This window comes from Rhodococcus sp. IEGM 1307 (genome assembly GCF_030056915.1).
Lineage (GTDB): Bacteria > Actinomycetota > Actinomycetes > Mycobacteriales > Mycobacteriaceae > Rhodococcus_F > Rhodococcus_F opacus_D.
This window is the reverse complement of record NZ_JASHKW010000021.1, coordinates 78,122-104,162: the sequence shown is the minus strand read 5'-3', so window position 1 is coordinate 104,162 and position 26,041 is coordinate 78,122. Positions and strand designations below refer to the sequence as shown.

Here is a 26,041-nt window from a genome sequence, read left to right as displayed (position 1 = left end):
CCGGCCGAATGTGACACCCGAACCGGATGTGATTGCAGGAACCGTCGCAACCGGTCAGCCCGGTGCGAGTGCCCGGTCGGCCAGCGCGGCGACGACGGGCGAGAGTGCCTGAGCGTGTTCGAGGGTCAGGTGGTTGTCGTCGCGGTACACGAGGTCGTTGCCGACGATGACGGGACAGCGCTCGGTGGTGCAGAACAGGGAGGTGAGGTCGGCGTACCGCCCGCCGCCTACGGCGGTGGCCGTGGCCTCGGCCGCGACGCCGGCGTCGTTCACCGCGACCGGCCGTGGCGGTGAGCAGGCGGTCGCGTCGTCCAGGTGGGCGGACAGACATGTCGGCACCGTCGACTGCGGATCCGGGATCGGTCCGAGGACGAGGACGGCCGCGCCCGTGGCCCGGAGTTCGGTGACCAGCCGGGTCAGGCTGTCGAGCCAGGCCTGGCCGTACACGGTGAAACCGAAATCGGCGCCGTAGCGCCGGGACATGCTCAGCACGACCAACCGGGGCCGTTCGGTCCGCAAACGGTCGACGATCTCGCCGCGCCACTGCTCGCACTCGGTGTATTCCCGCCCGAGGTAGGGGCTGGTGAGTGGGAGGTCGAGAAGCGGGCAGGTGACCTTGCCCATCGTCTCGAGCCGCCACTGTTTCTGCTCGGCGGCCGATTCGAATGCCGGGGCCCACATCGCGGCATGCGAATCTCCGACCAGCGCCACCGTCGTCGGAGACGCCACGGCCCCCGACGCGCACTCGTCCTGACCCACTTCGAGCCACGACCGCACGCAGCCGTTGACGAACACCTCCGGCTTGTCTGCCGGCGCGTCGGCGAGCGGCGGTGACAGATTCGACGGGACCGATTGCAGCCCTGCTGATTCCGCGACCGCCGCCTGCACCTGTGCGGTCATGTCGTTGACCGCGGCGTCCCGCGGATCGACTGCGGGAGGCGCCGATCCGGCCGGCGCAGAGACGGTGAGGGCCGCGGCCGCGGCTCCGTGTCCGACCGGAACCGGCCGCGCCACCAGCAGCACCAGTGCCGCACAGACAGCGATGACGGTGACGGCACCGCCGAGCACGAGGCTGCGCGAGGCCGAGCGACGCAGCGGGGCAGCGAAGCGCACGGGATTCTCGACCAGGACCAGTGTCAGGCCGGCCAGACCCGCGGACACCATGACCATCGCCAGACGGTCGGTCAGGTCGAGCGAGCGGCCGAGCACGATCGGCGCGAGCAGCAAGACCGGCCAGTGCCACAGGTACCAGGAATAGGACACCCGCCCGACCGCCCGCATCGGCCGCAGTGACAGGCTCCGCCCGACACCCAGCCGGGGCGCCGAACACCCCGCCCCGATCACCAGCACCGTGCCGACGACCGGCACCAGCGCGGCGGTTCCGGGGTAGGGCGTCGTCTCACCGAGTCGGAAACAGGCGACGACGATCAGCGCGAAACCCGTCCACCCGGCCGCGGCGGCGACCACCGACGGCAGCCGCTGCCAGTGCCGAACCGACAGGGCGACCAACCCGCCTGCGGCCAGTTCCCAGCCGCGGGCGGGCAATGAGAAGAACGCCCACGGCGGCAGGGTCCGGGTCCAGTCGAGTGAGACCGCAAACGACACTGCGGCGACCACGGCGAGCACGATCAGATACGGGGTCGTCGACGGTGTTTCGTCCGCGTCGAGGCGCCGTGACCTGCGCCGGACGAGCCAGGCGACCCCGATGATCAGCGCCGGCCACAGCAGGTAGAACTGCTCTTCCACGCCGAGCGACCAGTAGTGCTGGAACGGTGACGGGGGCGCGTCGGCGGCCAGATAGTCGGTGCCGTGCAGGGCGAACCGGTAGTTACCGACGTACAGCGCACTGGCGATCCCGTCACCGAGGACCGCGCGGGCCTGCAGAGGGGGCAGGAGCAGGGCCGAGCCGATCGCAGTGGCCACCAGCACGATGCACCCGGCGGGCAGCAGCCTGCGGGCCCGCGCACCGTAGAACTCGGCCAGCCCGACGTGGCCGGTGGTCGCGACGTTCCGCCACAGCAGGCCGGTGATGAGAAACCCCGAGACGACGAAGAAGATGTCGACACCGACGAACCCTCCGTCGATGCCGGGCACGCCCGCGTGAAAGAGGACCACGGCCAGCACGGCGACGGCGCGTAGACCCTCGATGTCCGCGCGGAACCTCGTCTCGGCCGGCTGGACACCGGCCGGAGGGCGGTTACCGGATCGGCGTCGCCGTTCCGGACTCGCGACGGTATTCACTCGACCAGCGATCTGTCCATGCGACGTGCCCCTTCAGCTGCAGCATTGAGCTCATGATGACAGCGGTGCCGAGACTTTCCCGAAAGGCACGCCGTATCAGGACACAGCGCCGGTGAGCGGCCTCTCACACGTGCACGACGACCGACCCTTCGCGAACCGACGCGGAGTAGGTGCGGACCGAGCCCACACCCTCGGATGCGCAGGCGCCCGTGTCGAAGGCGAACGCGTACTGGTGGAGCGGGCACATCACGCCGGTGGCGTCGATCTGTCCGTCGGCGAGGGGCCCGCCCTTGTGCGGGCACACCGCATCCATCGCCCGAACGGTGCCGTCCGACAACAGGAATACGGCGACCTGACGGTTCTGCACGACGTACGTCCGGCCTTCGCCCGGCGTCAGGTCGCTGACCGGCCCCACCGCGACCTCGGAAGGCCCCTCGATCAGGGCGGTCATCGGACCGGCACCTGGGGAAGCGGCAGCAGCGGGAGCGACGGAGCGAACTGTGCGGGCGATTTCGGCGCGCTGCGCTCCTTCCAGGGATCCCGGTAGCCGTCCACCGCCGTCTGGATCCGCTCGTCCAATCCCGTCACGATGTCCTCCTCGTCTCGGACCAGTAGCGCCTGAAGATGTTCGAGTCCCACCCGCGGCACGAAGTCGTACGTGCGTTCGAGCCATTTCGCGTTCTCGCGGTAGTACTGGATGAAGCGGCCGCCGAGTTCCACTACGGCTTCCGGTGATTCGACCGTGGCCAGCAGATCGCCCTTGCGGATGTGCGCTCCGGCGGCGCCGCCGACGTAGATTTCCCATCGGCCGTCGCCGACCGCGACCACACCGAAGTCCTTGCACAGGGCCTCCGAGCAGTTACGTGGGCATCCGGCGACCGCGAGTTTCAGTTTCGCGGGCGTTTCCAGGCCCTGGAACCGCTCCTCGAGCGCGATGCCGAGGCTGGTCGAATCGCCGAGACCGTAGCGGCAGAAATCGGTTCCGACGCACGTCTTCACCGTGCGCATGCTCTTGCCGTAGGCGAACCCGGACGGCATGTCGAGGTCACCCCACACCTTGGGAAGGTCTTCCTTCTTGATGCCGAGCAGGTCGATGCGCTGCCCGCCGGTGACCTTCACGAGCGGCACGCCGTACTTGTCGGCCACGTCGGCGATCTTGCGGAGTTGCTCGGGCGTGGTGACGCCGCCCTTCATCTGCGGGACCACCGAGAACGTGCCGTCGCGCTGGATGTTGGCGTGGACGCGGTCGTTGATGAACAGCGCGCCGCGCTCGTCCACCCAGTCGGGCCCCCAGATGGTGCGGAGCAGCGAGGCCAGGGGCATCTTCGCGGACGCGTCCTCCTTTGCGTCCGCGGCGAGCTCGGCGAACACCTGGGACACGGCGCGGAGATCGCGTTCCCGGATGGTCGCGATGAGTTCGGGCTTCGTCATCGGGATGCAGGGCACGTACCAGTCTGCGGAGGGGTCGGCCTCGAGTTCGCCGCCCGCGGCGCAGGCCACGATGTCGGCGACGAGTCCCTTGCACGAGCCGCAGCCCTTGCCGGCCCGGGTCTGGGCGCAGACGTCGGTGAGGGTCTTGGCGCCGGAATGGACGCACGCCACCAGATCGCCCTTGCTCACGCCGTTGCAGTTGCACACCTGCAGGTCGTCGGGGAGATCGGCGACACTCGTCGCGGCGCTCGGGGCTCCGACGTCGAAGAGCATGCTGATCCGCTCCTCGGGCAGCGGCACCTTGCCGTCGAACGCCTGCGTGAGGAAACCGGCCTTGCTGATGTCGCCCATCAGGGTGGCGCCGATCAGCTTGCCGTCGCGGACGACGAGGCTCTTGTACGTGCCGCTGCGCGGTTCGTAGTACTGGACGAACTCGTCGTCCGCCGTCTCCGGTCCCTTGACGCCCATCGCGGCCACGTCGACGCCGGCGACCTTCAGTTTTGTGGTGGTGCGCGAACCGACATACGCCGCTTCGGGATTGGAGCCGGTGAGGACTTCGGCGAGGATGACCGACTGTTCCCACACCGGGGCGACGAGGCCGTAGGTCTCCCCACGGTGCTGTGCGCACTCGCCGACGGCGTACACGGAACCCTCGTCCTCGCAGCGCATCTGGTCGTCCACCACCACACCGCGTTCGACCACCAGCCCGGCGGCCCGTGCGAGTTCGGTGTTGGGCCGGATTCCGGCGGTGACGACGACCATGTCGGCGTCCAGGGTGGAGCCGTCGACGAACGACACCCCGGTCACCAGGCCCGCTTCGTCGCGCAGCACGGCGGTGGTCCGCATCGAGGTGTGGACGCCGACGCCGAGTTTCTCGATCTCGGCGCGCAGGACGCTGCCGCCGCGTTCGTCGAGCTGCTGGTTCATCAGGTGCCCGGGGGAGTGGACGACGTCGACGGTGAGGCCCTGTGTGCGCAGCCCGTACGCCGCCTCCAGACCGAGCAGGCCGCCGCCGATCACCACCGCGGACACGTCGTCGCGGGCCTGCGCCATCTGCAGCATGCCGTTGGTGTCGGCGATGTTCCGGAATCCGAACACCCCGCGGGCCAGGCGCCCGTCGTGCTCGCGCAACCCGTCCATGTTGGGGAAGAACGTGTTGCTTCCCGTGGCGATGATGAGCACGTCGTAGTCGACGACGCGGCCGCTCTCGCAGGTGACGGTCTTCGCGAACCGGTCGAGTGCGACGGCGCGGTCGCCGGCGTGGAGTTTGACGCCGTTGGCGGTGTACCAGCCCATGGGGTTGAGGATCAGGTCCTCGTCGTCGACGGCCGCTTCGCCGGACAGAACGTGCGAGAGCATGATCCGGTTGTAGTTGCCGTAGGGCTCGTCGCCGATCATGGTGATCTCGAAACGCTCGCCGCCGCCGCGGTTCAGGATCTCCTCGACGGTGCGTGCGCCGGCCATACCGTTGCCGACGACCAGCAGCTTGCTCGAACTCGGTGTGTTGGCCATGCGTCGAGGCTCCGCCCCGGGAGTGTCGTAACGGCTGCGCACACGTTACGTGGGAATCAGGAACACCTCACAGCCCTCCCGGAAGGCGTGTCAGGCGGGTGCGCGGTCGCGGGGCATGAGCAGCGGGGCCAGCACGGCGAGGAGCAGCGCGGGCAGCAGGAAGCCGGCCGCGGGCGACACCGAGTACACCGGGGTGAGGGTGATCGGCGCGAGCGCGTTGCCCATGAACCGCAGCGCCTGCACGACGGACACCGCGCCGCCCCGGTTCGGGCCCGGCGACCCGAGCACGGCGGCGTTGACACCGACCAGGACGAACTGACCGGCGATTCCGGCCGCGAACCACGCCACGGCCACGACTGCGAGGAGAGACACGGTCCCGGCGGCCGCGACGAGAATCGCCCCGCCGACCGCGCCGATCAGGACGGCTGACCGGGCCCCGATCTTGTCGATGACCCCGCCGACGAGGCGGGCGGTGAGGATGCCTGCCACGCCGAACCCGGTGAGGAGCAGCCCGCGCTGGGTGGGGCTCAGCCCGAAGGCGTCCTCGGCGCGGAACGCGACCAGGAAGCTCAGCCCACCGAGCGCACCCCAGCCGAGGAGTGCCACCACCCCGATTCTCAGCACCGACGGGGTGAGGGCGTCGCGCAGTCGCGGGCGCGGTGCCCCCGGCTCGGCGGGAGCGCTGTCCGGAACGCCGACCAGACCCAGCACCGCGGCCACGAGGGCGATGACGAGGAACGCGAGTCGCCAGTCGACCTCCGCCGCGAGCCCGCCGACGAGCGGCGCGCTCGACGTTCCTGCGGCCTGGAAGGCGCCGAAGACCCCCAGCGCCCGGCCCAGATGCTTCTGCGGAGTCGAGGCGGCGAGCGCCGCCAGCAGCAGCGGCGTCGTGAACGAGTTCGAACACCCCTGGAGCACGCGGGCGCCGAGGAAGAGCGGCAGCGTCGGCGCCGCGAAACACGCCAGCGACGACAGCAGATAGACGCCGTACGCGATCCGCACGGTCCGCGTCTGCCCCCACCGCGCGCCCAGCGTGCCCGACACCAGCATCAGCAACGCGAACGGCAGCAGGTACGCCGTCAGCGAGCCGGCCGCGGCGGACGCACTCACGCCGAGGTCGTCCCCGATCTCGGGAAGGATCGAGGCGACGACCCCGCCGCCGAACGGACCGAGGAAACCGCCGGCGTAGAGCGCCGTGCGCTGGAGCGAGGAACGAAGCGACTCGGATGAGTTCTTCGTCACAGCCCGAAGCTGCCGGGCCCACGCCTGCGGAGATATCGCTCGAACTCGGCGGCGAGCGCGTCACCGTCGATCTTCGAGATGGCGTCGGAGATGTCGGTCTCGGCGTCGCCGCGCTCCTCGAGGGAACGGACGTACTCGCCGATCTCCTCGTCGTCCGCGGTCATCTCGGTGACGGCTTCCTGCCAGTCGTCGGCCTGGGCCGGGAGTTCTCCGAGGGGAACCTCGATGTCCAGGACATCCTCGACGCGTTGCAGCAGCGCCACCGTGGCCTTGGGATTCGGCGGCTGGGACACGTAGTGGGGCACGGCCGCCCAGAACGACACGGCTGGCACACCGGCCCGGACGCACGCGTCCTGAAGTACCCCGGTGATCCCGGTCGGACCCTCGTAGCGGGTCTGCTCGAGCTTGAACCGCTCGGCGGCCTCACTGCTGTACGCGCTGCCCGTCACCGGGACCGGCCGTGTGTGCGGGGTGTCCGCGAGCAGCGCCCCGAGGATCACCACGGTGTTGATCTGCAGCTGGTCGATCAGCTCGAGGAGGTCCTCGCAGAAGCTGCGCCAGCGCATGTTCGGTTCGATCCCACGCAGCAGAACCACGTCGCGGTCGCTGCCGGGAGGCGAGCACACCGACAGCCGGGTGGCGGGCCACACGATCTCCCGGGTGACACCGTCGACCTGCCGCACCGTGGGTCGATTGACCTGGTAGTCGTAGTACTCCTCGGAGTCCAGCTCGGCGAGCGGCTGGGCGTCCCAGGTCAACTCGAGGTGCTCGACGGCTCCGCTCGCGGCATCGCCGGCGTCGTTCCAGCCCTCGAAGGCGGCGACGAGGACAGGGTCACGAAGTACGGGCACGCCACTGTCCGTCGCACCGGCGTCCTCGGTGTCGGGGGTGTCGTCGTCGCGGCCCGCAGGCGTGACGGGGAACTCACTGGAACTCACCCACCCAGCCTACGGCCAGCATTGGTTCGCGCGCCCACTAGTCTGGACGGCATGTCTGCGCCATTTCACTCTGCCCTGCTCGATGCGTTGAACCAGCGCGTTGTCATCGGCGACGGAGCCATGGGCACCATGTTGCAGGCCGCGGACCTCACGCTCGACGACTTCCTCGGGCTCGAAGGCTGCAACGAAATTCTCAACGACACCCGCCCTGACGTGCTGAAAGACATCCACCGCGCGTATTTCGAGGCCGGGGCCGACGCCGTCGAGACCAACACGTTCGGGTGCAACCTACCCAACCTCGCCGATTACGACATTTCGGACCGTATCCGGGAACTGGCCGAGAAGGGCACCCGGCTGGCGCGTGACGTGGCCGACGAGATGGGGCCCGGACGCGACGGCATGGGCCGCTTCGTCCTCGGCTCGATGGGACCCGGAACCAAGCTGCCGACGCTGGGCCACGCACCGTTCGCGATCCTCCGCGACGCCTACGCGGAGGCAGCGATGGGCATGATCGACGGGGGAGCCGACGCGATCCTCGTCGAGACCTGCCAGGACCTGCTGCAGGTGAAGGCCGCCATCCTCGGCAGTCAGCGGGCGATGGAAACGCTGGGGTCGCGGCTGCCGATCATCACCCACGTCACGGTCGAGACCACCGGCACGATGCTCCTCGGCAGCGAGATCGGTGCCGCGCTGACCGCGCTCGAACCGCTCGGTATCGACATGATCGGCCTCAACTGCGCGACCGGTCCCGCCGAGATGAGCGAACATCTCCGCCACCTGTCCAAGTACAGCTCCCTTCCGGTGTCGGTGATGCCCAACGCCGGACTGCCGCAGCTCGGCCCGAACGGCGCCGAGTACCCGCTCACCGCGGAGGAGCTCGCCGAGGCGCTCAGCGGCTTCGTCACCGAGTTCGGACTCGGTCTGGTCGGCGGATGCTGCGGCACCACTCCCGAGCACATCCGGCAGGTGGCCGAAGCGGTCCGTCTGGTCGAGAAGGCCGAGCGGAACCCGGTGCACGAGTCGGGGACGTCCTCGCTGTACACGGCGGTGCCGTTCCAGCAGGACGCCAGCATCCTGATGATCGGTGAACGCACGAACACCAACGGCTCCAAGGCGTTTCGCGAGGCGATGATCGCCGAGGACTACCAGAAGTGCCTCGACATCGCGAAGGACCAGACCCGCGACGGCGCCCACATGCTCGACCTCAACGTCGACTACGTCGGACGCGACGGCGCCGTCGACATGGCCGCCCTCGCGAGCCGGTTCGCGACGTCGTCGACGCTGCCGATCATGCTCGACTCCACCGAGCCCGCGGTCCTGCAGGCCGGCCTCGAGCACCTCGGCGGCCGGTGCGCCGTGAACTCCGTCAACTACGAGGACGGCGACGGACCGGACTCGCGGTTCCAGAAGATCATGCGGCTCGTCACGGAGCACGGCGCCGCCGTCGTCGCGCTGACCATCGACGAGGAGGGCCAGGCACGCACCGCGGAGCACAAGGTCCGCATCGCCGAGCGCCTGCTCGACGACCTCACCGCGAACTGGGGCCTCGACGAGTCCGACATCATCATCGACGCGCTGACCTTCCCGATCTCCACCGGTCAGGAAGAGGTCCGCCGCGACGGGATCGAAACGATCGAGGCGATCCGCGAGCTGAAGAAGCGGCATCCGCGGGTGCACTTCACCCTCGGCGTGTCCAACATCTCGTTCGGTCTCAACCCGGCGGCCCGGCAGGTCCTGAACTCGGTGTTCCTGCACGAGTGCACCGAGGCCGGCCTGGACACGGCCATCGTGCACGCGTCGAAGATCCTGCCGATGGCACGGATCCCCGACGAACAGCGGGAAACGGCCCTCGACCTGGTCTACGACCGCCGCCGCGAGGGCTACGACCCGCTGCAGAAGCTGATGGAACTGTTCGAGGGCGTCTCCGCGGCGTCGGCACGCGAATCCCGCGCCCAGGAACTGGCGGCGCTGCCGCTGTTCGAGCGTCTGGAACGCCGCATCGTCGACGGTGAACGCAACGGCCTCGACGACGACCTCACCGCCGCGATGGAGGAGAAGCCGCCGCTCGCGATCATCAACGAGACGCTGCTGTCCGGCATGAAGACCGTCGGCGAACTCTTCGGATCCGGGCAGATGCAGCTGCCGTTCGTGCTGCAGTCCGCCGAGGTGATGAAGGCGGCCGTGGCATACCTCGAACCGCACATGGAGGCCACCGACGAGGACGGCAAGGGCCGCATCGTCATCGCCACCGTGAAGGGCGACGTCCACGACATCGGCAAGAACCTCGTCGACATCATCCTGAGCAACAACGGGTACGACGTGGTGAACCTGGGCATCAAGCAGCCGATCGCGACGATCCTCGACGCGGCGATCGAGCAGAAGGCCGACGTCATCGGCATGTCCGGTCTGCTCGTGAAGTCGACCGTGGTCATGAAGGACAACCTGCAGGAACTCAACGCCAAGGGTGTCGCGGAGAAGTTCCCCGTCCTCCTCGGCGGTGCCGCGCTGACCCGTTCGTACGTGGAGAACGACCTGGCCGAGGTGTACGAGGGCGACGTCAGCTACGCGCGCGACGCGTTCGAGGGCCTGCACCGGATGGACGAGATCATGGCCGTCAAGCGTGGCGGCGGACCCGACCCGGACAGCCCGGAAGCGATCGCGGCCCGCGAGAAGGCGGCCGAACGCAAGGCACGGCACGAACGGTCCAAGCGGATCGCCGAGAAGCGCAAGGCGGCCGAGACCCCGATCGAGGTGCCCGAGCGATCCGACGTGGCCACCGACATCGTGGTCCCGACCCCGCCGTTCTGGGGCAACCGGATCGTCAAGGGCGTCTCGCTGTCGGACTACTCCGGGCTGCTGGACGAGCGGGCCCTGTTCCTCGGGCAGTGGGGTCTGCGCGGGCAGCGTTCCGGCGACGGTCCCACGTACGAGGAACTGGTGGAGACCGAGGGCCGCCCCCGCCTGCGGTACTGGCTCGACCGGTTGAGCACCGAGGGAATCCTCGCGCACGCCGCCGTCGTGTACGGCTACTTCCCCGCGGTGTCCGAGGGCGACGACGTGGTCGTGCTCACCGACCCGACACCCGACGCGGAGGAACGCTTCCGGTTCACGTTCCCGCGCCAGCACCGCGACCGCTTCCTGTGCGTCGCCGACTTCGTCCGGTCCCGCACCGAGGCGAAGGAGACCGGTCAGGTCGACGTGTTCCCGATGCAGCTCGTCACGATGGGACAGCCGATCGCGGACTTCGCGAACGAGCTGTTCGCCGCCAACGCGTACCGCGACTACCTCGAGGTGCACGGTATCGGCGTGCAGCTGACGGAATCGCTGGCCGAGTACTGGCATCAACGGGTCCGCGAGGAACTCGTGCTGCCCGGCGGTCACAACGTGGCCGAGCAGGACCCGTCCGAGGTGTCCGGATTCTTCGACCTCGCCTACCGCGGTGCCCGGTACTCCTTCGGGTACGGCGCCTGCCCCAACCTGGAGGACCGCGCGAAGATGGTCGCTCTGCTCGAACCCGAACGGATCGGTGTGAAGTTGTCGGAGGAACTGCAGTTGCATCCCGAGCAGTCCACGGATGCGTTCGTGCTGCACCACCCCGAAGCGAAGTACTTCAATGTCTGATGCATTCGACGGTCTCGCAGGTGTTCTGTGGGACATGGACGGAACGCTGCTCGATTCCGAGAAGATGTGGGACGTCGCGGTCCGCGAGTTGTCGCTGCACCTCGGCGGGCCGATGACCGAGGAGACGCGGCTGAAGACGATCGGTGCGTCCAGCGCCAACGCTCTCGGCGTCATCTTCGACGCCCTCGGGCTCGACCGGGATCCGGCGGCGCTCGCCGAGGCCAAGGAATGGATGTTCACGCGCGTCGAGGAATTGTTCGGCGACGGGATCCCGTGGCGGCCGGGCGCCCACGACGCACTGCGGACCGTCCGGGCGCACGGCCTGAGGTCGGCGCTGGTGACCAACACCGAGCGCCGGCTCACCGAGCGGGCACTCGAGACGCTCGGCAGGCACCACTTCGACCACTCGGTGTGCGGCGACGAGGTGCCGGCAGGCAAACCGCATCCAGACCCGTACCTGCGGGGCGCGGAATTGCTGGGGCTGGATCCGTCGCAGTGCCTCGCCATCGAGGACTCGCCCACCGGTGCGGCGTCCGCGCAGGCCGCGGGGTGCGTCGTCCTCATCGTCCCGTGCGAGATCGCGGTGGCCGACGGCCCGGGGCGGGTGTTCCGGGACAGTCTCGAGGGCCTCACCGGTTCCGACCTCGCCGAGGTGTGGGCGCAGCGGAGTGGTGTCCGTCTCTAGGTAGTCTGGTTTCCCGTGGCTGTCCCGAAAATCGTGCTGTTCTACGTGTTCACTCCGCTCGCCGACCCGGAGGCGATACGGCTGTGGCAGTACACACTCGCCGAGGCGAACGGCCTCACCGGACGGATCCTCGTCTCCGAGCACGGCATCAACGCGACGGTCGGCGGCGACATCCACGACGTCAAGCGGTACGTGAAGGGGACGCGCAGCTACGCGCCGTTCAAGGACGCCGACATCAAGTGGTCGGACGGGCTCGGTGACGACTTCCCGCGGCTGAGCGTCAAGGTGCGGCCGGAGATCGTGACGTTCGGTGCGCCGGGCGAGCTGAAGGTGGACGCGGACGGCGTCGTCGGCGGCGGTACCCACCTGGCGCCCGACGAGGTGCATCGCCTGATCGAGGGTCGCGGTGACGACGTCGTCTTCTTCGACGGGCGCAACGGTTTCGAGGCGGAGATCGGACGCTTCCGGGACGCCGTCGTGCCCGACGTGTCCACCACGCGCGAGTTCGTGCACGAACTCGACAGCGGCAAGTACGACCATCTCAAGGACAAGGCCGTCGTCACGTACTGCACCGGGGGAGTGCGGTGCGAGGTCCTGTCCTCGCTGATGCGCTCGCGCGGATTCGGTGAGATCTACCAACTGGACGGCGGCATCGTCCGCTACGGCGAGGCATTCGGCGACACGGGCTTGTGGGAGGGGTCGCTGTACGTGTTCGACAAGCGGATGAGCATCGAGTTCAGCGATCAGGCCAAGACCCTGGGGCGCTGCAGCACGTGCGGCGGTCCGACGTCCCGGTACGAGAATCTGCCGGACGACCGGGGTCGCGAACTCGTGCTCGTCTGCGCCGACTGCACCGAGAATCGGGCGGGCTGAGGTGGCGGGGGCGCCCCTGCCGGTCCGCAACGGCCTCGGTCCCGATCGCATCCGGATGCCGGCAGGCGTCGGCACGAAGACGGTCGCCGAATTCCTGGTCGAGACGTACCCGGACGAACGCGCGCACTGGCTGTCGCTGATCGACGGCGGGGACGTCGTCGACGAACACGGCAGGGTGGTCGACCGCGGGACCCGTTATGCCCCGACGCGTTTCGTGTACTTCTACCGAGACCCCGCGCCGGAGATCCCGGTTCCGTTCGAGATCGACATCCTGCACCGCGACGACCACCTCGTGGTGATCGACAAACCCCATTTCCTCGCGACCATTCCGCGGGGCGCGCACATCACCGAGACGGCGGTCGTGCGGCTGCGGCGGGCGCTCGACCTGCCCGACCTCACACCGGCGCACCGGCTCGACCGGATGACGGCCGGCGTCCTGGTGTTCCTGATCCGGCGGGAAGACCGCAGGCCGTATCAGGAACTGTTCGTGTCCCAGCAGGTCACCAAGGAATACGAGGCCGTCGCCGGGCACGATCCGACGCTCACGTTTCCGCGCACCATCCGCAGTCGCATCGTCAAGGAACACGGGATCATGACGGCGACGGAGGAACCGGGCGAACCGAACAGTGAGACCGTCGTCGACCTGATCGAGACCCGCGACGGCCGCGCGCGGTACTGCCTGCTGCCGAAGACCGGCCGGACACACCAACTGCGGTTGCACATGTCGTCGCTGGGGTTGCCGATCGAGGGCGACAACTACTACCCGGACTTCCGGCGATCCGAGCCCGGCGACTTCTCGACGCCGTTGCGGTTGCTGGCGCGGGCCATCGAGTTCACCGATCCCCGTTCGGGTGAGGTCCGCCGGTTCGAGAGTCGCCGCACACTCGGGTGGTGACCGGTTCGGAGAGGTCCGCGGCGGCGTGAAACAATGGGTCCTCGTGAAGACCTTCGAATCCCTGTTCGCCGAGCTGACCGAGCGTGCCGCTACCCGCCCCGAGGGCTCCGGCACCGTTGCCGCCTTGGACGCCGGCGTCCATTCGCAGGGAAAGAAGATCCTCGAAGAGGCGGGTGAGGTGTGGATCGCCGCCGAGCACGAGAGCGATGAGGCGCTCGCCGAGGAGATCTCTCAGCTGCTGTACTGGACGCAGGTGCTGATGGTGGGTAAGGGCCTGAAGCTCGAGGACGTCTACCGACATCTGTGATCGGTGATCGAGACTCCTCCACCCGCTCCCGAAAGGAACCCTCCGCCATGCTGCGCGTCGCAGTCCCCAACAAGGGCTCGCTGTCCGAGTCCGCCGCCGAAATCCTCAGCGAGGCCGGTTACCGCCGTCGCACCGACTCCCGCGACCTGACCGTCCTCGACCCGTCCAACCAGGTCGAGTTCTTCTTCCTGCGCCCCAAGGACATCGCGATCTACGTCGGATCCGGTGAACTCGATCTCGGCATCACCGGCCGCGACCTCGCCCGCGACTCGGGTGCCCCGGTCGCCGAACGGCTGTCGCTCGGCTTCGGCCGCTCCACGTTCCGGTACGCCGCTCCCGCGGGCAAGGACTGGACGGTCGAGGACCTCGCGGGGCTCCGGATCGCCACGTCCTACCCCAACCTGGTGCGCGACGACCTGTCCGCACGCGGTATCGAGGCCTCGGTCATCCGCCTCGACGGCGCCGTGGAGATCTCGATCCAGCTCGGCGTCGCCGACGCCATCGCGGACGTCGTCGGCTCCGGCCGCACGCTGCGCCAGCACAACCTGGTCGCGTTCGGCGACACCCTGTGCGACTCCGAGGGTGTGCTCATCGAGCGCGCCGGCTCGCCCGACGGCGATTCCGCACGCAACCAGCTGGTCGAGCGGGTGCGCGGCATCGTGTTCGCGCAGCAGAACCTGATGCTCGACTACGACTGCCCCAAGACGATCCTCGACGACGCATTGAAGATCACCCCGGGCCTCGAGTCGCCGACGCTGTCGCCGCTCGCCGACGAGAACTGGGTCGCGGTCCGGGCGATGGTCCCGATCAAGGGCCACAACGGAGTCATGGACGAACTCGCGGACCTCGGCGCCAAGGCCATCCTCGCGTCCAACATCCGGTCCTGCCGCGCGCTCTGATCTGGTTCCACCGCAACACGATCCGCGCTCGCTCCGCCCGCAACACGGTCCGCGCTCGCTCCGCTCAGGGGCGGGCGCGGACCTGCACGGTCTGGGCGATCCGGCCGACGGCGCCGGTCTCGTCGTAGAGCACGCCCGCGCACATGCCCACTCCGTCGGGTCCGATGGAGGTTTCGGAGCTGACCCCCACCCACTCACCCTCGGGGACCCGGAAGATGTGCACGGTGAGGTCGGTGTTGAGGAACGTCCAGTCCGCCGGGTCGAGTTTCGATCCCACGCCGTTCGCGATGTCCGCGATGGAGAACAGCCGCTCGAGCGGCGTCAAGGTCTCGCCGAGAACCAGTGCGGGTCGCGGCTTCGCCCACAGCTTGCCCGGGCCCTCGCATCCCATCTCGGCGATCCACCGCCAGTCGAGGGTCGTCAGGTAGCCCGAGTTCCAGGCCTTGCCGAACTTGCCGTCCCGGCCGGTGGACCGCGGTTCGAGTGGTGGGTCGACGACGTGGACGGCGTCGCTCGTGTCGACGGTCTCCATCCGCCACGCCGAGCCCCGCGCGACGGCACGGGGACGGTCGCCGACGGTCCACAATTCGGCGACCACCAGCTCCACCCGGCGTCCCGGTCGCTGCACCCAGGACCGGACCTCGAGTTCGGCGATCGGGATGGGACCGAGGATCTCGACCACGACCCGCGTGAGACGCACGTCGTCGCGCGGCGCGCAGCGCTCGAGTGCTCGCACGAGCAGCGCGGACGGGGGAGCGCCGTGCTGCATCGTCTCCGCCCACACACTGATCGTCAGATCCGTGCTGTCGAACCGCTCGACGGTGATCTTCTGGTCCGAGTCCACTTCCGGCGCACTCAGTGCTTCCAAACCGAGTGGTACGTAATAGGACTCGGAACTCATTCGACAATCTCCTCGAAACCCGGTGCGTCTTCGGCGGGCCCCTCCGGCCATCCCGGGTAGGGAGGCGGCGTTCCACCGAACGAGGGGCACAGAGACTTATGATCACACCAGTCGCAGAGCCGGCTCGGCTTGGGTCGGAAATCGCCGGTGACCCCGGCCGCCAGAATGGCCTTCCAGATCGCCGACAGCGTGCGCTCGAACCGCAGCAGTTCGTCCTCGTCGGGTGCGTAGGTGAGGACCGTGCCGGACGCGAGGTACAGCAGTCGCAACTGCGCGGGAACGATGCCGCGGGTGCGGAGCAGGACCAGCGCGTAGAACTTCATCTGGAACAGCGCCTTGGACTCGGACATCTCGCGGGGCGCCCGGCCGGTCTTGTAGTCGACCACCCGCACCTCACCGGTGGGGGCGACGTCGATGCGGTCGACGAATCCGCGGAGCAGCACCCCGTCGGCGAGTTCGGTCTCGACGCGCTGTTCGCACGATTCGGCCTCGAACCGGGTGGGATCCTCCAGCTCGTAATAGGCGGTGACGAGGGCACGCGCCTCGTCGAGGAACGTGTCGCGCTCGTCCTCGGGGACCAGGTCGATCAGGTCGGGGGCCTCGGCGAGAATGCGCTCCCAGGACGGGAGGATCAGATCGACCGCTTTTCGCGGAACGCGTTCGGCCGCGGGCAGCCCGAACAGGGTCTCCAGCGCGGCGTGCACGACCGTGCCCTTCACCTGCGCGCGCGACGGCGCCTCGGGGAGCCGGTCGACCGCGCGGAAACGGTAGAGGAGCGGGCACTGCTTGAAGTCGCCGGCGCGGGACGGTGACAGGGCGGGGCGCCTGCGGGTGGCCGAAGTGTCGCCGGGCTGTGACGGGGAACCCTTTGTGGCGGGGGCTGGCGACTCTGAGATGCTCACACCTGGCAGGGTAGGCCCCCGGTCCGACAGTCGAGTCGGGGCGCGGTGTGGGCGTCGGACGGCGCCGGACGAACAGGCTGAGGAGTCGGTGACGATGGTGGGACGCGAAACGCGACCGAGCGGACCGTTTCGGGTGGGCGATCGCGTCCAGTTGACGGACGCCAAGGGCCGGCACTACACGGTCAACCTGGAGGCCGGCAAGGAGTTCCACACCCACCGCGGCGGCATCCTGCACGACGACCTGATCGGCACCGACGAGGGCAGCGTGGTCAAGTCGACCAACGGCACCCCATATCTCGCGCTGCGTCCGCTGCTCGTCGACTACATCCTGTCGATGCCCCGCGGGGCGCAGGTCATCTACCCGAAGGACGCCGCGCAGATCGTGCACGAGGGCGACGTCTTTCCTGGCGCCCGCGTGCTCGAGGCCGGTGCCGGGTCGGGCGCGCTGACGTGCTCATTGCTGCGGGCGGTCGGTCCGGAAGGCCGGGTCATCTCGTACGAGGTGCGCGACGACCACGCCGAACACGCGGTCCGGAACGTCGAGACGTTCTTCGGGGAACGCCCCGAGAACTGGGACCTGACCATCGCCGACGTCGCCGAGTTCGACGCCGACGCGGCGGGCGGTCAGGTCGACCGGGTGGTCCTCGACATGCTCGCCCCCTGGGATGCGCTGCCCGCGGTGTCCAAGGCGCTGGTTCCCGGCGGTGTGCTCATCGTCTACGTCGCCACTGTGACGCAGCTCTCGAAGGTGGTCGAGGCGATGCGCGAGCAGGAGTGCTGGACCGAGCCGCGGTCCTGGGAATCGATCGTCCGCGGGTGGCACGTCGTCGGGCTCGCCGTGCGCCCGGAACACCGGATGCAGGGCCACACCGCGTTCCTGGTGAGCGCCCGGCGACTCGCCGAGGGAACCGTCACCCCCAAGCCGCAGCGCCGGTCGGGCAAGGGCTGAGACACGCCTTCGGCGGCGCCCGGACAGGACGCCGCCGAAGGCGGGAGATTAGCTGCAGCCGGCGCGTGCCATGCCCAGCAGGGTGCACGTGCTCTCGTCCGACACCTTCCAGGTGCCGTCGACGTTCTCCCACGTCCACGCGGTCGGAGCGGCCGTGCCGTGCGGGCTGACGATCGCGACGTTCGCCGTCGCGGTATCGCCCTCTACCTGCACATCCGTGACCGTGAAGGACACCGGGTAGTTGGCCATCGCCGCCGTCATGGCCTCGAGATTCGGGCGACGTTCGTCGCCGTCGACGACCACGACGGTCTTCTCGTCGACCGGTCGGGCGGGGTCCACGAGGACCTGCAGCGTACCGAGCAGTTCGTCGGACGTGGGGGCGGCAACCGCCTCGCTCGCCGTAGCCGCGGACGTCGTCGCCGCGGTGTCGGATGCGTCGTCGGACGAGCAGGCCGACATCCCGAGCGCGAGGACCACCGCGCCCACGGCAACCACGGCCCTACCGATGAAAGATGTTCCGTTCAGGGGCTTGCGGATTATCACGACGAACCCTTTCGTTACACAGAACAGAGAGAAACTGCTCGACAAGTAGGTAAGGCTAACATGAGAGGTTCGGTGGCCCAGGGCGTCACGATGCCGATTCGCAATCGGCAGAATCCGTGTCACGGCGCAGAATTCGGGCAGTGCCGGTAGCGTTGATAGATCTCATTGGGAGGAGACGCACATGAGCTCGACAGAGAACCCCGATTCGGTTGCGGCCGCACGAGAGCTCGAGGCGTTGCGCGCAGAGGCGTCGGCACTGCGCAGGCAGCTCGCGGAGTCGCCGGAACAGCTTCGTGAGATGGAATCGCGAGTGGACTCGCTGTCCATCCGGAACACCAAGCTGATGGACACCCTCAAGGAAGCCCGTCAGCAGCTCATCGCCCTTCGAGAAGAAGTCGATCGCCTCGGCCAGCCGCCGAGCGGGTACGGCGTGCTGCTCGGAGTGCACGACGATCAGACCGTGGACGTGTTCACCTCCGGCCGCAAGATGCGGTTGACCTGCTCCCCGAACGTCGACGCCGAGACCCTCAAGCTCGGCCAGACCGTGCGCCTCAACGAGGCTCTCACGATCGTGGAAGCGGGCAACTTCGAGCGTGTGGGTGAGATCAGCACGTTGCGCGAGGTCCTCGACGACGGTCAGCGCGCCCTCGTGGTCGGCCACGCCGACGAGGAACGGATCGTGTGGCTGGCCGAACCCCTCGCGACCGTCTTCGAGGAGAGCGAGAGGGAGTCGATCGCGTACGACGCGGAATCGCCCACCCGCAAACTTCGGCCGGGTGACTCCCTCCTCGTCGACACCAAGGCCGGGTACGCGTTCGAGCGGATCCCCAAGGCCGAGGTCGAGGATCTGGTCCTCGAAGAGGTTCCCGACGTGCACTACGACGACATCGGCGGCCTCGGACGGCAGATCGAGCAGATCCGCGACGCCGTCGAGTTGCCGTTCCTCCACAAGGACCTGTTCCACGAATACGAGCTGCGGCCACCGAAGGGTGTGCTCCTCTACGGTCCGCCCGGGTGCGGTAAGACGCTCATCGCCAAGGCGGTCGCCAACTCGCTCGCGAAGAAGATCGCGGAGGCCCGGGGCCAGGACAGCAAGGAAGCCAAGTCCTACTTCCTCAACATCAAGGGCCCCGAGCTGCTGAACAAGTTCGTCGGCGAGACCGAGCGGCACATCCGGCTGATCTTCCAGCGGGCCCGGGAGAAGGCGTCCGAGGGCACCCCGGTGATCGTGTTCTTCGACGAGATGGATTCGATCTTCCGTACCCGCGGGTCGGGTGTCTCCTCCGACGTCGAGACCACCGTCGTGCCGCAGCTGCTCAGTGAGATCGACGGTGTCGAAGGACTCGAGAACGTCATCGTGATCGGCGCGTCCAACCGCGAGGACATGATCGACCCCGCGATCCTGCGTCCCGGCCGCCTCGACGTGAAGATCAAGATCGAACGTCCCGACGCGGAGTCGGCACAGGACATCTTCTCGAAGTACCTCGTCGAGACGCTGCCGGTGCACGCCGACGACATCGCGGAGTTCGGCGGCGACCGCACGGCCTGCATCCGGGTGATGATCGAACGGGTCGTCGACCGCATGTACGCCGAGAGCGAGGAGAACCGCTTCCTCGAGGTCACGTACGCCAACGGCGACAAGGAGGTCCTGTACTTCAAGGACTTCAACTCGGGTGCGATGATCCAGAACATCGTCGACCGCGCCAAGAAGTACGCGATCAAGTCGGTGCTCGACACCGGTGCCCCGGGTCTGCGGGTCCAGCACCTGTTCGACTCCATCGTCGACGAGTTCTCGGAGAACGAGGACCTGCCGAACACCACCAACCCCGACGACTGGGCCCGGATCTCGGGCAAGAAGGGTGAGCGGATCGTCTACATCCGCACGCTGGTCACCGGTAAGAACGCGAGCGCGAGCCGCGCCATCGACACCGAATCCAACACGGGCCAGTACCTGTAAGCCGTGCGGCACCACCTGCGCGGCGGGAACTCGAACACGGTTCCCGCCGCGCAGGCGGCTGTGTGTCAGCGGTCCCGTGTCACGAGGTAGTCCTCCAGGAGCGCCCGGGTGTCCGGCACGAACGGCCACTGCGGGTCGTGCAGATGCGTCACCAGTTCGTGGGGCGTCCACCACCAGCCCGACGCGATCTCGCTGGCCTGGTGGACGATCGGCCCGTCCCAGTGCGTCTCGTAGGCGTACAGGTGGCACCGCAGCCGCAAACCCTGCCAGTGCCCGTCCCACGCCACTTTCGCGATGGGGGTGAGGCCCACTCCGGTGATGCCCAGTTCCTCCGCCAGCTCCCGGCTCGCGGCCTCCTCCGGGGTCTCCCCGGGATCGACCACCCCGCCCGCCAGGCAGTCGTGATGTCCGGCGAACACCGTCTTCGTGTCCGAGCGTCGGTGCACGTAGAGGCGCTTTCCGTCGCCGGACCGGACGAGGACGCCGGCACTCGCGTGCCACAGCCCCTCGGCGTAGACCCGGGAACGCTCCGCGGACCCCACCGGTCGTCCAGCACTGTCGAACACCGCCACCACTTCGTCCGTGCCGGGTGGGGTGTTCGGTGCGGAATCCATGTGTCGATCCTGCCAGCACCCCGGCGGACGTCGGTACTGTCGAGGTCGGTTGCTCGTTCCGGTGCCGAAGGGGTGAGAGGTCATGGCGTTGCCGCGTTCGGTCGCCCGATTCAACCGGGTCGTCACCAATCAGGTGAGCCGTCACGTCGCGACGATCCTGCCCGGGTTCGCCATGGTCGAGCACCGGGGCCGCAGGTCGGGCAAGGCGTATCGCACACCCGTCAACGTGTTCGTCGTAGACGGCCGCTACCGGTTCGCCCTGACGTACGGTGCGCAGAGCGATTGGGTGCGAAACGTGGTGGCGGCGGGCGGATGCACCATCGTGGCGCGCCGCCGGACGGTGCACCTGTCCGACCCGAGCGTCGTCACCGACAGCACCCACTCCTGGGCTCCCGCCGGGGTCCGCACGGTGCTCCGGGCGATCTCGGCGGACCAGTACCTGGAGTGCTCGCCGGACTAGTCGCCGGGCGCGGACGGCTCGCGCGGCAGGAGTGTGCCGCCGGGTGATGTGGGTGATCGCATAGGCTCGGCAGCATGCAGCGGATCATCGGTGTCGAAGTCGAGTACGGAATCTCCTCACCCAGCGAGCCTTCGGCCAATCCGATCTTGACGTCCACCCAGGCGGTGCTGGCCTACGCGGCGGCAGCGGGAGTGCCGCGCGCGAAGCGCACCCGATGGGATTACGAGGTGGAATCCCCGCTGCGCGATGCCCGCGGATTCGACCTGGGCCGGTTGAGCGGCCCGGCGCCGGTGATCGATGCCGACGAGGTCGGCGCAGCCAACATGATCCTCACCAACGGCGCCCGCCTCTATGTCGATCACGCGCACCCCGAGTACTCGGCCCCGGAGGTCACCGACCCCCTGGACGCCGTGATCTGGGACAAGGCGGGCGAACGGGTGATGGAGGCGGCCGCCCGGCACGCGTCGAGCGTTCCCGGCGCCCCGCGACTGCAGCTGTACAAGAACAACGTGGACGGCAAGGGCGCGTCGTACGGCACCCACGAGAACTACCTGATGTCCCGGGCCACGCCGTTCTCCGCGGTGATCAACGGGTTGACCCCGTTCTTCGCGTCCCGTCAGGTGATCTGCGGGTCGGGACGGGTGGGCATCGGCCAGTCCGGTGACGAGGCCGGTTTCCAGCTGTCCCAGCGAGCCGACTACATCGAGGTGGAGGTCGGGCTCGAGACGACACTCAAGCGCGGCATCATCAACACCCGCGACGAACCCCACGCGGACGCGGACAAGTACCGGCGATTGCACGTCATCATCGGCGACGCGAACCTCGCCGAGATGTCCACGTACCTGAAGGTCGGGACGACGGCCCTGGTCCTCGATCTCATCGAGGCCGGTGTCGACCTCACCGACCTGCAGCTGGCCCGCCCGGTGACCGCCGTGCACCACATCAGCCACGACCCGACGCTGCGCGCCACCGTCGCGCTGGCCGACGGCCGGGAACTGACCGGGCTTGCCTTGCAGCGAATTTACCTGGACCGGGTCGACAAGTTCATGTCCGCCGAGGGCAACGACGACCCCCGGGTGGCCGATCTGCTGGAGAAGTGGGCGATGGTGCTCGACCTTCTCGAGCGGGACCCGATGGAGTGCGCTCACCTGCTGGACTGGCCGGCCAAGCTGCGGCTGCTCGAGGGTTTCCGGAACCGCGAGGGCCTCAACTGGTCCGCGCCGCGGCTACATCTGGTCGACCTGCAGTACTCGGACGTCCGCCTGGACAAGGGTCTGTACAACCGGCTGGTCGCCCGCGGGTCGATGGAACGGCTGGTCTCGGAGCAGGCGGTGCTCGACGCCGTCGACACCCCGCCCACCGACACCCGCGCCTACTTCCGAGGTGAGTGCCTGCGCAAGTTCGGCGCCGACATCGCGGCCGCGAGCTGGGATTCGGTGATCTTCGATCTCGGTGGCGACTCCCTGGTCCGTATCCCCACCCTCGAGCCGTTGCGGGGCAGCAAGGCGCACGTGGGGGAGTTGCTGGAGTCGGTGGAGACCGCGAAAGAACTCGTCGACGAGCTCACGAACTGACCCGTCGAGCGGTCGCGGACGGATCTGCGCCGGAACTCGCCGTCGCGTCGGCACACGTGCGGCGGCGGCGCTCGGTAGGGTGAAGGTCCGAGCGGATGATGTAGTCAGACTGCTTGGCAGGACAGGACGCTCGGAAGAAGAGCTCCCTTCACACAAGGAGGTCGGCTGCGATGGCACAAGAGCAGACCAAACGAACTGGTGGCGGCGACGAGGACGACACCCCGGGCGCTGACGGTGCCGCGGGTCAGGAACGTCGCGAAAAGCTGGCCGAGGACACCGACGACCTGCTCGACGAGATCGACGACGTGCTCGAGGAGAACGCCGAGGACTTCGTCCGGGCCTATGTCCAGAAGGGCGGCCAGTGACGGCGGATCGACCGGCATTGCGGACAGGCGACGGTGAGACGAGGCTCAGTTTCGGTTCGAATCTGAGCTCGTTCACCGAGTATCTGCGTGGTCACGCACCAGAATTGCTGCCGGAGAATCGGATCGGCCATCGTTCGCACTCGACACGGGGTGGTGACGGGATGGAGAGCGGTGATCTCGCACCGCACGGAACGACGATCGTGGCGCTCACCTACAAGGGTGGCGTCCTGCTCGCAGGCGACCGGCGCGCGACCCAGGGCAACCTGATCGCCAGCCGGGACGTCGAGAAGGTGTACGTCACCGACGAATACTCGGCGGCCGGTATCGCCGGCACCGCGGGGATCGCTATCGAGCTGGTTCGCCTGTTCGCCGTCGAACTCGAGCACTACGAGAAGATCGAGGGCGTTCAGCTGACCTTCGACGGCAAGGCCAACCGCCTGGCGTCGATGGTGCGGGGCAACCTCGGGGCGGCGATGCAGGGTCTCGCGGTCGTTCCGCTGCTCGTCGGGTACGACCTCGACGCGGACGACGAGGCCCACGCGGGCCGGATCGTCTCGTACGACGTCGTCGGCGGCCGGTACGAGGAACGCGCCGGATACCACGCGGTCGGTTCCGGGTCGTTGTTCGCGAAGTCGGCACTGAAGAAGATCTACTCGCCGGACAGCGACGAGGAGACCGCCCTGCGGGCGGCCATCGAATCGTTGTACGACGCGGCCGACGACGATTCGGCCACCGGTGGGCCCGACCTGACCCGCGGCATCTACCCGACCGCGGTCACGATCACCCAGGCCGGTGCCGTGCACGTGTCCGAGGAGACGACGTCCGAGTTGGCTCGGCGCATCGTCGCCGAGCGCACCGAAGAAGGGGGGTCTGCGCGATGACCATGCCGTATTACGCGTCCGCCGAGCAGATCATGCGGGACCGCTCGGAACTGGCGCGCAAGGGAATTGCCCGCGGACGCAGCGTCGTGGTGCTCACGTTCCGCGACGGCGTGCTGTTCGTCGCCGAGAATCCCTCCACCGCGCTGCACAAGGTCAGCGAACTGTACGACCGGCTCGGTTTCGCGGCCGTCGGCAAGTACAACGAGTTCGAGAACCTGCGGCGCGCCGGGATCGTCCACGCCGACATGCGGGGCTACTCCTACGACCGCCGTGACGTGACGGGCCGATCGCTGGCCAACGCGTACGCGCAGACCCTGGGCACGATCTTCACCGAACAGCCCAAGCCGTACGAGGTGGAGATCTGCGTCGCGGAGGTCGGGCGCGTGGGCAGCCCGAAGGCTCCCCAGCTGTACCGCATCACCTACGACGGATCCATCGTCGACGAACAGCATTTCGTCGTGATGGGTGGCACGACCGAGCCGATCGCGACCGCCATGCGCGAGTCGTACCGTGCCGACCTCGATCTCGAGGCGGCGGTCGGTATCGCGGTCAACGCCCTGCGTCGGGGTGGTGCCGGAGAAGGCGAGAAGCGCAACGTCGACGTGGCCAGCCTCGAGGTGGCCGTGCTCGACCAGTCCCGTCCTCGCCGCGCGTTCCGGCGGATCACCGGACCCGCGCTCGAACAGCTGATCCCCGCAGCGCCCGCGGCCGCCCCGGAGCCGGCTTCGGAGTCGAAGCCGGACCCCGAGACGAAGCCGGCCGACCCTCAGGTCTGAGGCCGGTATACCGCGATCGCTTCGGGCACCGTCCGGAAGTCGAACCGCAGGGCGTCGGCGACCACTTCACCGTCGGTGGCCAGTGCGACCGGCGAGCCGTCCACGCGGACGGTGAGCCGGGGCACGAGGGATCGCACGTACACCCGGCTGCTTCCGAGTGTCCCGGTGGCGGCGGCGAACAGCAGCCGCGGCCGGGACGCTTTCCGGTCGGCCCGCACGTACCGGACGTCGAGCAGTCCGCCGGTGATGGCGGGACGCGACATCGGAACCTGATCGCCGGGGGAATACCGACCGTTCCCCACGAACAACATCCACACCTTCACGGGCCTGCCGTCGATGGTGACGGCGAGCGGTGTTGCCGCGGAGAGAATCCGGATCATCGCCACACATGCCGCGGGCCACTTCCCGTACCGCGGTTGCCACTTCTCCCGCAGACGCACCGCGTCGGGATAGCCGCCGAGACTGGCGGTGTTGAGGAACGGCGCCGGCTCCGCGACATCGGTGTGGACGACGGCCTGATCGACGAGAACCGCATGCCCGGTCTCGACGGCGTTCACCGTGTCCGAGATGTCGGCGGCGCCGGCATCCCGCGCGAAGTGATTGAGCGTGCCGCCCGGGAACACCGCCAGCGGCAACGCGTGACGCGCTGCCGCGGACGCGACGGCGACCACGGTCCCGTCGCCACCGCACACCCCGAGGGCGCGCGGCTCCGTATCGGCCACCCAGGCGTCGAGTTGTTCGGCGAAATCGCGGGCGGTGTCGAGTGCGCGCACGTCGGCCTTGGGGAGAGCGGTTGTGATCTCCTCACTCGGATCGACACTGTCCGGCCCGGACTCCGGGTTGACCACCACGAGCAGATCCTCGCCGCCCCGAAGTGCCGGTGCGTCGACGGCAGGGCCCAGCTCTGCCGGTTCCTCCGTGCGCACCGCCCACCAGCGGCGGGTGCCCGACGCGACGGCCCCGCCGAGTAGCAGTCCGGCGGCAACGTCGGTCGGCCAGTGCACGCCGTTGTGCACACGGGAGTAGGCGACCGCGGCGGCGAGCGGGGCCACGACGGCAGCGGTCGCGGGCGATTCCAGGGCGACACCCGTGGTGAACGCCGCCGCCGACGCCGCATGTCCCGACGGGAACGACGAGGACCGGGGGATCGCCACCCCGCGCAGCACGTTCGTCCATACGCGGGCCGGGGGGCGCCGCCGGGGGAACAGCGGTTTGAGGATGCCGTTGGCCAGACCGCTCGCCATCATGAGGGACAGCAGTCCGCGCACACCACCGCGGCGGGCGCGCCCGCCGACCAGTCCCAGGACCGCCGCCACGAACCACCACAGGAGCCCCTTGTCGGCCGCGCGGCTGAGGAAGCGCATGGCCCGGTCTAGCCCGGAGGGACTCAGATTGGCGCTGCGGTCGAAGACGATCTCGTCGGCCCGATGGATTCGGCGTAAGTGTCGGTTCACCATCTCAGCGTATGCGCGGGG

23 protein-coding genes are annotated in these 26,041 nt (G+C 68.6%); 13 read left to right on the top strand and 10 right to left on the bottom strand.

Annotation, left to right across the window (positions count from 1 at the left end; translation table 11 throughout):
- Positions 1 to 54 precede the first annotated feature (54 nt).
- From QM841_RS32635 to QM841_RS32615, 5 genes are all read right to left on the bottom strand, one after another.
- A complete protein-coding gene (locus QM841_RS32635; RefSeq protein ID WP_283335146.1) occupies positions 55 to 2,241 on the bottom strand; it encodes an acyltransferase family protein in 2,187 nt (728 codons plus the stop codon).
- Positions 2,242 to 2,365: 124 nt separating this feature from the next.
- Positions 2,366 to 2,692 carry a Rieske (2Fe-2S) protein gene (locus QM841_RS32630; protein WP_280780047.1) on the bottom strand — a complete coding sequence of 109 codons (327 nt, stop codon included), beginning with the start codon at positions 2,690 to 2,692 and terminating at the stop codon, positions 2,366 to 2,368.
- Complete coding sequence (gene nirB, locus QM841_RS32625; RefSeq protein ID WP_283335145.1) at positions 2,689 to 5,184, bottom strand: nitrite reductase large subunit NirB; 2,496 nt, start codon at positions 5,182 to 5,184, stop codon at positions 2,689 to 2,691. Before nirB ends, QM841_RS32630 begins: the two co-directional genes overlap by 4 nt.
- A 90-nt stretch (positions 5,185 to 5,274) precedes the next feature.
- Positions 5,275 to 6,426 (bottom strand): MFS transporter, encoded by a 1,152-nt coding sequence (locus tag QM841_RS32620; protein ID WP_280780049.1) that lies wholly within the window; start codon positions 6,424 to 6,426, stop codon positions 5,275 to 5,277.
- Positions 6,423 to 7,364, bottom strand: a complete 942-nt coding sequence (locus QM841_RS32615; protein ID WP_009473532.1) for a PAC2 family protein — start codon at positions 7,362 to 7,364, stop codon at positions 6,423 to 6,425. The genes QM841_RS32620 and QM841_RS32615 overlap by 4 nt, the downstream gene beginning before the upstream one ends.
- Before the next feature lie 51 nt (positions 7,365 to 7,415).
- On the opposite strand from QM841_RS32615, the gene metH reads away from it, so the two are divergent.
- The 6 genes from metH to hisG are packed head-to-tail and all read left to right on the top strand — an operon-like array spanning position 7,416 to position 14,644.
- Entirely contained in the window at positions 7,416 to 10,985 is a 3,570-nt protein-coding gene (gene metH / locus QM841_RS32610; RefSeq protein WP_283335144.1) for a methionine synthase, read from the top strand.
- The gene (locus QM841_RS32605) at positions 10,978 to 11,670 is read left to right on the top strand and encodes an HAD family hydrolase (protein ID WP_283335143.1); all 693 of its coding nucleotides are present in this window, start codon (positions 10,978 to 10,980) and stop codon (positions 11,668 to 11,670) included. The genes metH and QM841_RS32605 overlap by 8 nt, the downstream gene beginning before the upstream one ends.
- 15 nt (positions 11,671 to 11,685) lie before the next feature.
- A complete protein-coding gene (gene trhO, locus QM841_RS32600; RefSeq protein WP_283335142.1) occupies positions 11,686 to 12,543 on the top strand; it encodes an oxygen-dependent tRNA uridine(34) hydroxylase TrhO in 858 nt (285 codons plus the stop codon).
- 1 nt (position 12,544) lies between these two features.
- A complete protein-coding gene (locus tag QM841_RS32595) occupies positions 12,545 to 13,438 on the top strand; it encodes a pseudouridine synthase (RefSeq protein ID WP_283335141.1) in 894 nt (297 codons plus the stop codon).
- Positions 13,439 to 13,463: 25 nt separating this feature from the next.
- Positions 13,464 to 13,745 (top strand): phosphoribosyl-ATP diphosphatase, encoded by a 282-nt coding sequence (locus QM841_RS32590; protein WP_009473527.1) that lies wholly within the window; start codon positions 13,464 to 13,466, stop codon positions 13,743 to 13,745.
- A gap of 47 nt (positions 13,746 to 13,792) precedes the next feature.
- Positions 13,793 to 14,644, top strand: a complete 852-nt coding sequence (gene hisG / locus QM841_RS32585; RefSeq protein WP_105416235.1) for an ATP phosphoribosyltransferase — start codon at positions 13,793 to 13,795, stop codon at positions 14,642 to 14,644.
- Between the two features lie 64 nt (positions 14,645 to 14,708).
- On the opposite strand, the gene QM841_RS32580 is transcribed toward hisG, so the two are convergent.
- Together QM841_RS32580 and QM841_RS32575 are read right to left on the bottom strand one after the other, a co-directional pair.
- Complete coding sequence (locus tag QM841_RS32580; protein ID WP_280780054.1) at positions 14,709 to 15,545, bottom strand: thioesterase family protein; 837 nt, start codon at positions 15,543 to 15,545, stop codon at positions 14,709 to 14,711.
- On the bottom strand, positions 15,542 to 16,447 hold the full coding sequence (locus QM841_RS32575; RefSeq protein ID WP_283335140.1) for a RecB family exonuclease: 906 nt from the start codon (positions 16,445 to 16,447) through the stop codon (positions 15,542 to 15,544). The genes QM841_RS32580 and QM841_RS32575 overlap by 4 nt, the downstream gene beginning before the upstream one ends.
- Positions 16,448 to 16,541: 94 nt before the next feature.
- Here QM841_RS32575 and QM841_RS32570 point away from each other — a divergent pair, with 94 nt between their 5' ends.
- Entirely contained in the window at positions 16,542 to 17,396 is an 855-nt protein-coding gene (locus QM841_RS32570; RefSeq protein ID WP_009473523.1) for a tRNA (adenine-N1)-methyltransferase, read from the top strand.
- A 48-nt stretch (positions 17,397 to 17,444) separates the two neighbouring features.
- Here QM841_RS32570 and QM841_RS32565 read toward each other — a convergent pair whose 3' ends face one another.
- Positions 17,445 to 17,939, bottom strand: a complete 495-nt coding sequence (locus QM841_RS32565) for a WKL family lipoprotein (protein WP_283335139.1) — start codon at positions 17,937 to 17,939, stop codon at positions 17,445 to 17,447.
- Positions 17,940 to 18,120: 181 nt separating this feature from the next.
- Between QM841_RS32565 and arc the strand changes: the two genes are divergently transcribed.
- A complete protein-coding gene (gene arc, locus QM841_RS32560; protein WP_005243005.1) occupies positions 18,121 to 19,896 on the top strand; it encodes a proteasome ATPase in 1,776 nt (591 codons plus the stop codon).
- A 65-nt stretch (positions 19,897 to 19,961) separates the two neighbouring features.
- Here arc and QM841_RS32555 read toward each other — a convergent pair whose 3' ends face one another.
- Positions 19,962 to 20,510: an NUDIX domain-containing protein gene (locus QM841_RS32555; RefSeq protein ID WP_283335138.1), complete on the bottom strand. Its 549-nt coding sequence runs from the start codon at positions 20,508 to 20,510 to the stop codon at positions 19,962 to 19,964.
- A gap of 82 nt (positions 20,511 to 20,592) precedes the next feature.
- On the opposite strand from QM841_RS32555, the gene QM841_RS32550 reads away from it, so the two are divergent.
- The 5 genes from QM841_RS32550 to prcA all read left to right on the top strand — a co-directional run bounded on the left by QM841_RS32550 (position 20,593) and on the right by prcA (position 24,566).
- Positions 20,593 to 20,970, top strand: a complete 378-nt coding sequence (locus QM841_RS32550) for a nitroreductase family deazaflavin-dependent oxidoreductase (protein ID WP_283335137.1) — start codon at positions 20,593 to 20,595, stop codon at positions 20,968 to 20,970.
- A 74-nt stretch (positions 20,971 to 21,044) separates the two neighbouring features.
- Positions 21,045 to 22,544 (top strand): depupylase/deamidase Dop, encoded by a 1,500-nt coding sequence (gene dop, locus QM841_RS32545; RefSeq protein ID WP_007299057.1) that lies wholly within the window; start codon positions 21,045 to 21,047, stop codon positions 22,542 to 22,544.
- 170 nt (positions 22,545 to 22,714) lie between these two features.
- A complete protein-coding gene (locus tag QM841_RS32540) occupies positions 22,715 to 22,909 on the top strand; it encodes a ubiquitin-like protein Pup (RefSeq protein ID WP_007299058.1) in 195 nt (64 codons plus the stop codon).
- Positions 22,906 to 23,790: a proteasome subunit beta gene (prcB, locus tag QM841_RS32535; protein ID WP_037229527.1), complete on the top strand. Its 885-nt coding sequence runs from the start codon at positions 22,906 to 22,908 to the stop codon at positions 23,788 to 23,790. The genes QM841_RS32540 and prcB overlap by 4 nt, the downstream gene beginning before the upstream one ends.
- On the top strand, positions 23,787 to 24,566 hold the full coding sequence (prcA, locus tag QM841_RS32530; RefSeq protein WP_283335136.1) for a proteasome subunit alpha: 780 nt from the start codon (positions 23,787 to 23,789) through the stop codon (positions 24,564 to 24,566). Before prcB ends, prcA begins: the two co-directional genes overlap by 4 nt.
- Here the strand turns inward: prcA and QM841_RS32525 are convergent.
- Positions 24,557 to 26,023 carry a phosphatase PAP2 family protein gene (locus tag QM841_RS32525; protein WP_280780060.1) on the bottom strand — a complete coding sequence of 489 codons (1,467 nt, stop codon included), beginning with the start codon at positions 26,021 to 26,023 and terminating at the stop codon, positions 24,557 to 24,559. The genes prcA and QM841_RS32525 overlap by 10 nt on opposite strands.
- Positions 26,024 to 26,041 lie beyond the last annotated feature (18 nt).

What these genes read in the sequence shown, in the direction of transcription:
- hisG (WP_105416235.1), top strand. Translation starts at nt 13,793, where the DNA reads ATGCTGCGCGTCGCAGTCCCCAACAAGGGCTCGCTGTCCGAGTCCGCC.
- QM841_RS32525 (WP_280780060.1), bottom strand. Translation starts at nt 26,023, where the DNA reads ATGGTGAACCGACACTTACGCCGAATCCATCGGGCCGACGAGATCGTC.
- QM841_RS32570 (WP_009473523.1), top strand. Translation starts at nt 16,542, where the DNA reads ATGGTGGGACGCGAAACGCGACCGAGCGGACCGTTTCGGGTGGGCGAT.
- QM841_RS32540 (WP_007299058.1), top strand. Translation starts at nt 22,715, where the DNA reads ATGGCACAAGAGCAGACCAAACGAACTGGTGGCGGCGACGAGGACGAC.
- QM841_RS32555 (WP_283335138.1), bottom strand. Translation starts at nt 20,510, where the DNA reads ATGGATTCCGCACCGAACACCCCACCCGGCACGGACGAAGTGGTGGCG.
- QM841_RS32580 (WP_280780054.1), bottom strand. Translation starts at nt 15,545, where the DNA reads ATGAGTTCCGAGTCCTATTACGTACCACTCGGTTTGGAAGCACTGAGT.
- QM841_RS32605 (WP_283335143.1), top strand. Translation starts at nt 10,978, where the DNA reads ATGTCTGATGCATTCGACGGTCTCGCAGGTGTTCTGTGGGACATGGAC.
- dop (WP_007299057.1), top strand. Translation starts at nt 21,045, where the DNA reads ATGCAGCGGATCATCGGTGTCGAAGTCGAGTACGGAATCTCCTCACCC.
- QM841_RS32550 (WP_283335137.1), top strand. Translation starts at nt 20,593, where the DNA reads ATGGCGTTGCCGCGTTCGGTCGCCCGATTCAACCGGGTCGTCACCAAT.
- arc (WP_005243005.1), top strand. Translation starts at nt 18,121, where the DNA reads ATGAGCTCGACAGAGAACCCCGATTCGGTTGCGGCCGCACGAGAGCTC.
- prcA (WP_283335136.1), top strand. Translation starts at nt 23,787, where the DNA reads ATGACCATGCCGTATTACGCGTCCGCCGAGCAGATCATGCGGGACCGC.
- QM841_RS32630 (WP_280780047.1), bottom strand. Translation starts at nt 2,692, where the DNA reads ATGACCGCCCTGATCGAGGGGCCTTCCGAGGTCGCGGTGGGGCCGGTC.
- metH (WP_283335144.1), top strand. Translation starts at nt 7,416, where the DNA reads ATGTCTGCGCCATTTCACTCTGCCCTGCTCGATGCGTTGAACCAGCGC.
- nirB (WP_283335145.1), bottom strand. Translation starts at nt 5,184, where the DNA reads ATGGCCAACACACCGAGTTCGAGCAAGCTGCTGGTCGTCGGCAACGGT.